Origin of the sequence: Streptomyces sp. WAC06614 (assembly GCF_003949795.1) — a bacterium.
Lineage (GTDB): Bacteria > Actinomycetota > Actinomycetes > Streptomycetales > Streptomycetaceae > Streptomyces.
The window spans coordinates 1-4,917 of record NZ_RPRY01000429.1 but is presented as its reverse complement, the minus strand read 5'-3'; the positions used below and the strand labels follow the sequence as shown (position 1 = coordinate 4,917).

Below are 4,917 nucleotides of genomic sequence, written 5' to 3'. Positions count from 1 at the left end.
CACCCCCCGCACCCCCGAGGACGACGCCCCGTGAGCACGGAGACCCGCACCATCCACTGCGACCAGTTCATCGCCCACACGCCCCGGGCCGTGTGGCGCGCCCTGACCGAACCGGAGCTGCACGCCCGCTGGTGGGCCGCCGGCGACGTACGGGCGGAGGTCGGGCACCGGTTCACCCTCGACATGGGACCGTGGGGTCACCAGGAGTGCGAGGTGCTCGCGGTCGACCCGGAACGGCTGCTGAGCTACAGCTTCGCCCCGGGCGCCCTGGACACCACCGTCACCTGGCGCCTGGTCGCAGAAGGCACCGGCACCCGCCTCTTCCTGGAGCACTCCGGCTTCGACCTCGAATCGCCGCTGGCCAGGGCGGCATACGAAGGCATGGGCGGCGGCTGGCCGGCCGTGCTGGAGCGCATCGAACCGGCCCTGGACGCCGCCGGGACCCGCTAGAGCGCCGAGACGGAGGCCGGTGCGCGTTCGGCGCGGCTCAGTGCGCGCAGCACATCGGTCGCTCCATGGCGGCGCAGTGCGATCCGCGACAGCACGTCCACGACCGTCTCGACGGCCAGGGCCGGGAACTCCGGTGTGGGCAGCCCGACACTGTACGCGAGGTCGTCGGAGTGGACGATGAGCTCCAGGGTCCGGCTGGTGACGAAGTCGTCGAGACTGATCGACCACGGTCCCCAGGTCGGGCGGCGCACGCGTCGGTCCGGGGTGGCCGGCAAGGTGCCGCGCAACTCGTCGACGCACCTGGCGACCCGCGCGGCCAGGGCGGCGGGGCCGTCCGCCGCCTCGTCCTCTCCGCCGGACCGGATGCCCTGGTTGAACGGCGTGTCGATGTCCGAGCCGATCCAACTCACCTGCCGGTAGTACTCGTGGATCGAGAGGGTGGGCTCGGGGGGCTCCGGCTCGGCCAGCACGGCGGGGATGAAGAAGACCTGCCCGGCCAGGTGGCCCGCCAGCCCACCGACGCTGAGCTTCGCCAGCGCGGAGGGCTGGTGCCAGCCGCCTGCGACCGCCGGCTCTGCCAGCAGCCTCCCTGCTGATTCCGCCACGCTCAGGTAGAGCTCCCTGACCTGCGTCACCTTTCATCCCCCTGTCGTCGACGATCACCTCACCGGGCAACATCGCGAACAGGCACGGCATTCCGTCCGTCAGGTCTCCCGCACGGGCGCGTACGCCTCGGCTCCCAGGCCGAACGTCCAGGCCACGCCCTGCTTCGCGGTCCGGGTGTCCGGCGGCACGCGCAGCCAGTACGTACGGCTGCTGCCGTCGGGCTCCGGCGTGGAGTTGACGACCTCGACCATCACGACGTCCTCGTCGTCGGACAGGGGTATGCGCCACAGCACGCCCGTCCCGTCCCGGTGCACCGGTTCGGCGTCCGACTCCCGCAGGTAGCGCTCGTAGCCGTAGTGCTCCAGCATCACGCGGCGCAGCTCCGCATTCTCCTCGCCGCGGATCCGCTCCGGCGTCAGGGTGCCCAGCTCGGCCAGGAACGCGGCCGGTACGGGCATGCCGCGCCATGCGTGCAGGGCGAAACCGTCCGGGAAGGCGAGGGCCGGGCCGTCGCCGCGGTCCAGCCGGCCCGCCTCGTCCCGGTGGAGCTGCTCCGGGCGTTCGCAGACCACGGCCACGCGTGCGTAGGGCCACCACCAGCCCGCCGTGCGGGCCACCGTGGCGAGCCCGTGCAGGGGCGTGCCCTCCCGGGTGTCGAACGCGGCCAGCCAGGGCGCGTCGTGCTGGCCGAGCACCGCGTCGAGCAGCAGCACCCGCAGCTCCGCCTCCTCGCCGCGGTCCTCCGCCAGCTCCTCGACCAGCCCGGCCCGGATGCGGTCCACCAGCCGCTGGGTGGTCTCCCACAGCCGGCCGCCCGTCGCGTGCCACCGCTCGGCCCAGCCCTGCGCACCGAGTTCCTGCTGCATTCGCTGCCGCTCGGCCGCCCAGGGGGCGCTGCGCACCGCGTCCCGGACGCTGCGGCCCCGTGCCCCCGCCCCGCACGGTCCCTCGTCGGGGCCCAGCAGGCGCAGCGCCTCCCGGGGGGAGCGTGCCCAGACGATCTGCTCCGGTTCGGCGAGGCCCGCCGTGCGGTAGGCGAGCCGGACGCCCGCCTCCGCGTCCGCCCGGTGTGCGGCGGCGGTGTCGGCCACGGCCGCCCGCCACATGTCGATGTCCTTCGTCGTCCCCATGTCCCTCGGTGCCCCTCGCCCCTCGTCCACTTGCTGCCTTGCCCTTGCCCCGCCCGGTCCGCCCGGTCCGCTCAGTCGGCGACGAGCCGCACCGAGCCCGGTACGTACTCCCGCTGGCGCACCACGCGGTACCAGCCCTTCCGCAGCGGTATCGCGGCGTGCTCCTCGTGGACCACCCGTCCGCCGTCCGGGAGGTGCAGCAGCAGCGGCCCGAACGGCCCCGGCTCGCGCACCAGTCGGCCCGGACCGACCACGGCGTGCGCGTGCCCGGTCACCTCGCCCAGCGCCAGCACCAGCCGGCCCCGCCCGTCACGCGGCTCCTGCGGCGCCTCCGCCACGTGCGCCGGCACCGCCGACGCGTCGATCGGCACGATGAGCACGTCCCCCTGCCGGTACATACCGGTCCCCCTTCCCGTCGAGCCGCCCACTGCGCCCCGTCGTCCACGACCGTACGCGGGGGGTCCGACAACGGCCCTCCGCCGCCCCTGCCTCGGGCGTTGTCAGCGGCACTTGCTACAACTTGCTGCACATCGGACGGGACGGGCGAGGAACGGCGGAGGACCCATGTCATACGCGAGGCATCTGAAGGAGTCGTACGGGCTGCCCGTCTTCGACTTCCCCGAGGGGGACGCGACCGGCGGGTCCTCGCTGCCCGACGCCGGGGCCGTCGCCTGGCGGCTGTCCTCGGACTGCTACGACGGCGAGGAGAGCTGGCCGGAGGTCTTCGCCCGGTTCACCGCCGCCGTCGACCTCTCCCGGGTGCGGGCGATCGTCGTCGGCCCGTGGCAGGAGGCGTACGACTCGGGGCCCGAGGACATCGTCGCCGCGCTGCTCGACGCCCGCGACCGGCTGCCGGCCCTGCGCGCGCTGTTCCTCGGTGACATGGAGTCCGAGGAGTGCGAGGTCTCCTGGATCAACCAGGGCGACGTGGGGCCGCTGCTCGACGGGTTCCCGGAGCTGGAGGAGTTCGGGGTCCGCGGGGGCACCGGCCTGGTCTTCCCCACCGTCGCCCACCGGCGGCTGCGTTCCCTGACCGTGCAGACCGGCGGCATGCCGGCCGCGGCCGTGCGCGGCGTGGCCACCTCCGACCTGCCCGCGCTGGAGCGGCTGGACCTGTGGCTGGGCACCTCCGAGTACGGCGGCGACTGCGAGATCGGCGACGTCGCCCGGATCCTCGACGGTGACCTCCTGCCGAGCCTGCGTCACCTGGGCCTGCGCAACTCCGACATCGAGGACGAGATAGCCGCCTCGGTGGCGTCCGCGCCGGTCGTCGCCCGCCTGGAGAGCCTCGACCTGTCCATGGGCGTGCTCACCGACGAGGGCGGGACGGCGCTGCTCGGCGGCCAGCCGCTCACCCACCTCAAGGGGCTCGACCTCCACCACAACTACCTGAGCGAGCCCCTGCGGGAGCGCTTCCAGGAGGTGCTGGGGGCCGCCGGGGTCGACCTCGACCTGGACGCCGGCCACGCCGAGGAGGACGAGTGGGACGGCCGCACCTGGCGCTTCGTGGCCGTCGGCGAGTAGCGGCGCGGCCATGACGCAGCACGCACCGACGCGGCACGCGCCGACGCGCTGGGCGGTCGTGGGCCATCCGGAGAACCGCCGGGTCGGCCTGTTCGCCCGGGCCGTCGAGGAGGCCGGCCTGCCGGCGCCCCGGATCGTGCCCTGGACGGACGTCCTGCGCGCCGGCGGCGCCGACTTCGCCCCCGACGAGCTGGTCCGCCTCGACTCCCCCGGGGAGAACCCGGAGGTCGACCTGGCGCTGCGCGGGCAGGCCGAACCGACCCGGGTGGAGGGCGGAGCCCGCTGGTACGCGGCGTTCACCGCGGCCGTGGGCTCCCTGCGCGGCGGGATACGGCTGGACGACCCCGGGGACCTGGGCGTCCTGTTCGACAAGCGGCGCTGCCACCGGGTCCTGGAGCGGGCCGGGGTGCCGGTGCCGCAGTCCCCGACCTCGGGCGGCGAGGCCCCGGTGCGCGGCTGGGAGGACGTACGGGCGCTGATGGCGGCGCACGGGATGCCGCGGGCCTTCGTGAAGCCGGCGCACGGATCGTCGGCGTCCGGGGTGGTGGCCGTCGAGACGGCCGGGCGTGGCCGGATCCGGGCGACCACCTCCGTGGAGGTGACCGCGGCCGGACACCTGCACAACTCGCTGCGGGTGCGCCGGATCACGACCGAGAAGGAGGTCGCCGCGCTGGTCGACGCCCTCGCGCCCGACGGGCTGCACCTGGAGCGCTGGTGGCCGAAGGCCTCCTGCGGCGACGGGCGGGCGGCCGACCTGCGGGTGGTCGTCGTGGCCGGCCGGGCCACCCATGCCGTGGTCCGCACCAGCCGTTCGCCGATCACCAACCTCCACCTCGGCGGCCGGCGCGGCGACCTGACGGCCGCCGTCGGGGCGGCGGGCCCGCACTGGGCGGAGGCGCTGCGGATCTGCGAACGGGCCGCGGCCTGCTTCCCCGGGACCCTGTGCGTCGGAGTCGACCTGCTGCCGGCCGTCGGCTGGCGGCGGTTCGCCGTCGCCGAGGTCAACGCCTTCGGTGATCTGCTGCCCGGGCTCACCGGCCTGCCCGGCAGCGGGGCCGAGGAACTGGACACCTACGCCGCCCAGGTCGCCGCCGCCCCCGCGTTCGCCCGGCGCCGCCCGCACCACGAACCCGAAGCACACCACGAGCTCCGCCCGCACCACGAGCACGCACCGCACCACCCGAACCAGTACCGCCCGAGGAACCAC

The 4,917-nt window shown here is 74.9% G+C and carries 6 protein-coding genes; 3 read left to right on the top strand and 3 right to left on the bottom strand.

All coding sequences use genetic code 11. The features are described 5' to 3' along the window. Positions 1-30: 30 nt before the first annotated feature. Entirely contained in the window at positions 31-450 is a 420-nt protein-coding gene (locus EF918_RS32435; protein ID WP_125652490.1) for an SRPBCC domain-containing protein, read from the top strand. On the opposite strand, the gene EF918_RS32430 is transcribed toward EF918_RS32435, so the two are convergent. From EF918_RS32430 to EF918_RS32420, 3 genes are all read right to left on the bottom strand, one after another. Beyond that, positions 447-1,085 carry a maleylpyruvate isomerase N-terminal domain-containing protein gene (locus EF918_RS32430; protein WP_125652489.1) on the bottom strand — a complete coding sequence of 213 codons (639 nt, stop codon included), beginning with the start codon at positions 1,083-1,085 and terminating at the stop codon, positions 447-449. The two genes, EF918_RS32435 and EF918_RS32430, sit on opposite strands and share 4 nt — an antisense overlap. 69 nt (positions 1,086-1,154) lie before the next feature. Continuing rightward, entirely contained in the window at positions 1,155-2,186 is a 1,032-nt protein-coding gene (locus tag EF918_RS32425) for a DUF6745 domain-containing protein (RefSeq protein WP_125652488.1), read from the bottom strand. 71 nt (positions 2,187-2,257) lie between these two features. Next, a complete protein-coding gene (locus EF918_RS32420; RefSeq protein WP_125652487.1) occupies positions 2,258-2,584 on the bottom strand; it encodes a hypothetical protein in 327 nt (108 codons plus the stop codon). 166 nt (positions 2,585-2,750) lie between these two features. Between EF918_RS32420 and EF918_RS32415 the strand changes: the two genes are divergently transcribed. Further along, on the top strand, positions 2,751-3,710 hold the full coding sequence (locus tag EF918_RS32415) for an STM4015 family protein (protein WP_125652486.1): 960 nt from the start codon (positions 2,751-2,753) through the stop codon (positions 3,708-3,710). A 10-nt stretch (positions 3,711-3,720) separates the two neighbouring features. Beyond that, positions 3,721-4,917, top strand: a 1,197-nt coding sequence (locus tag EF918_RS32410; protein ID WP_185922023.1) for an STM4014 family protein, incomplete at its 3' end; no start/stop codon positions are given.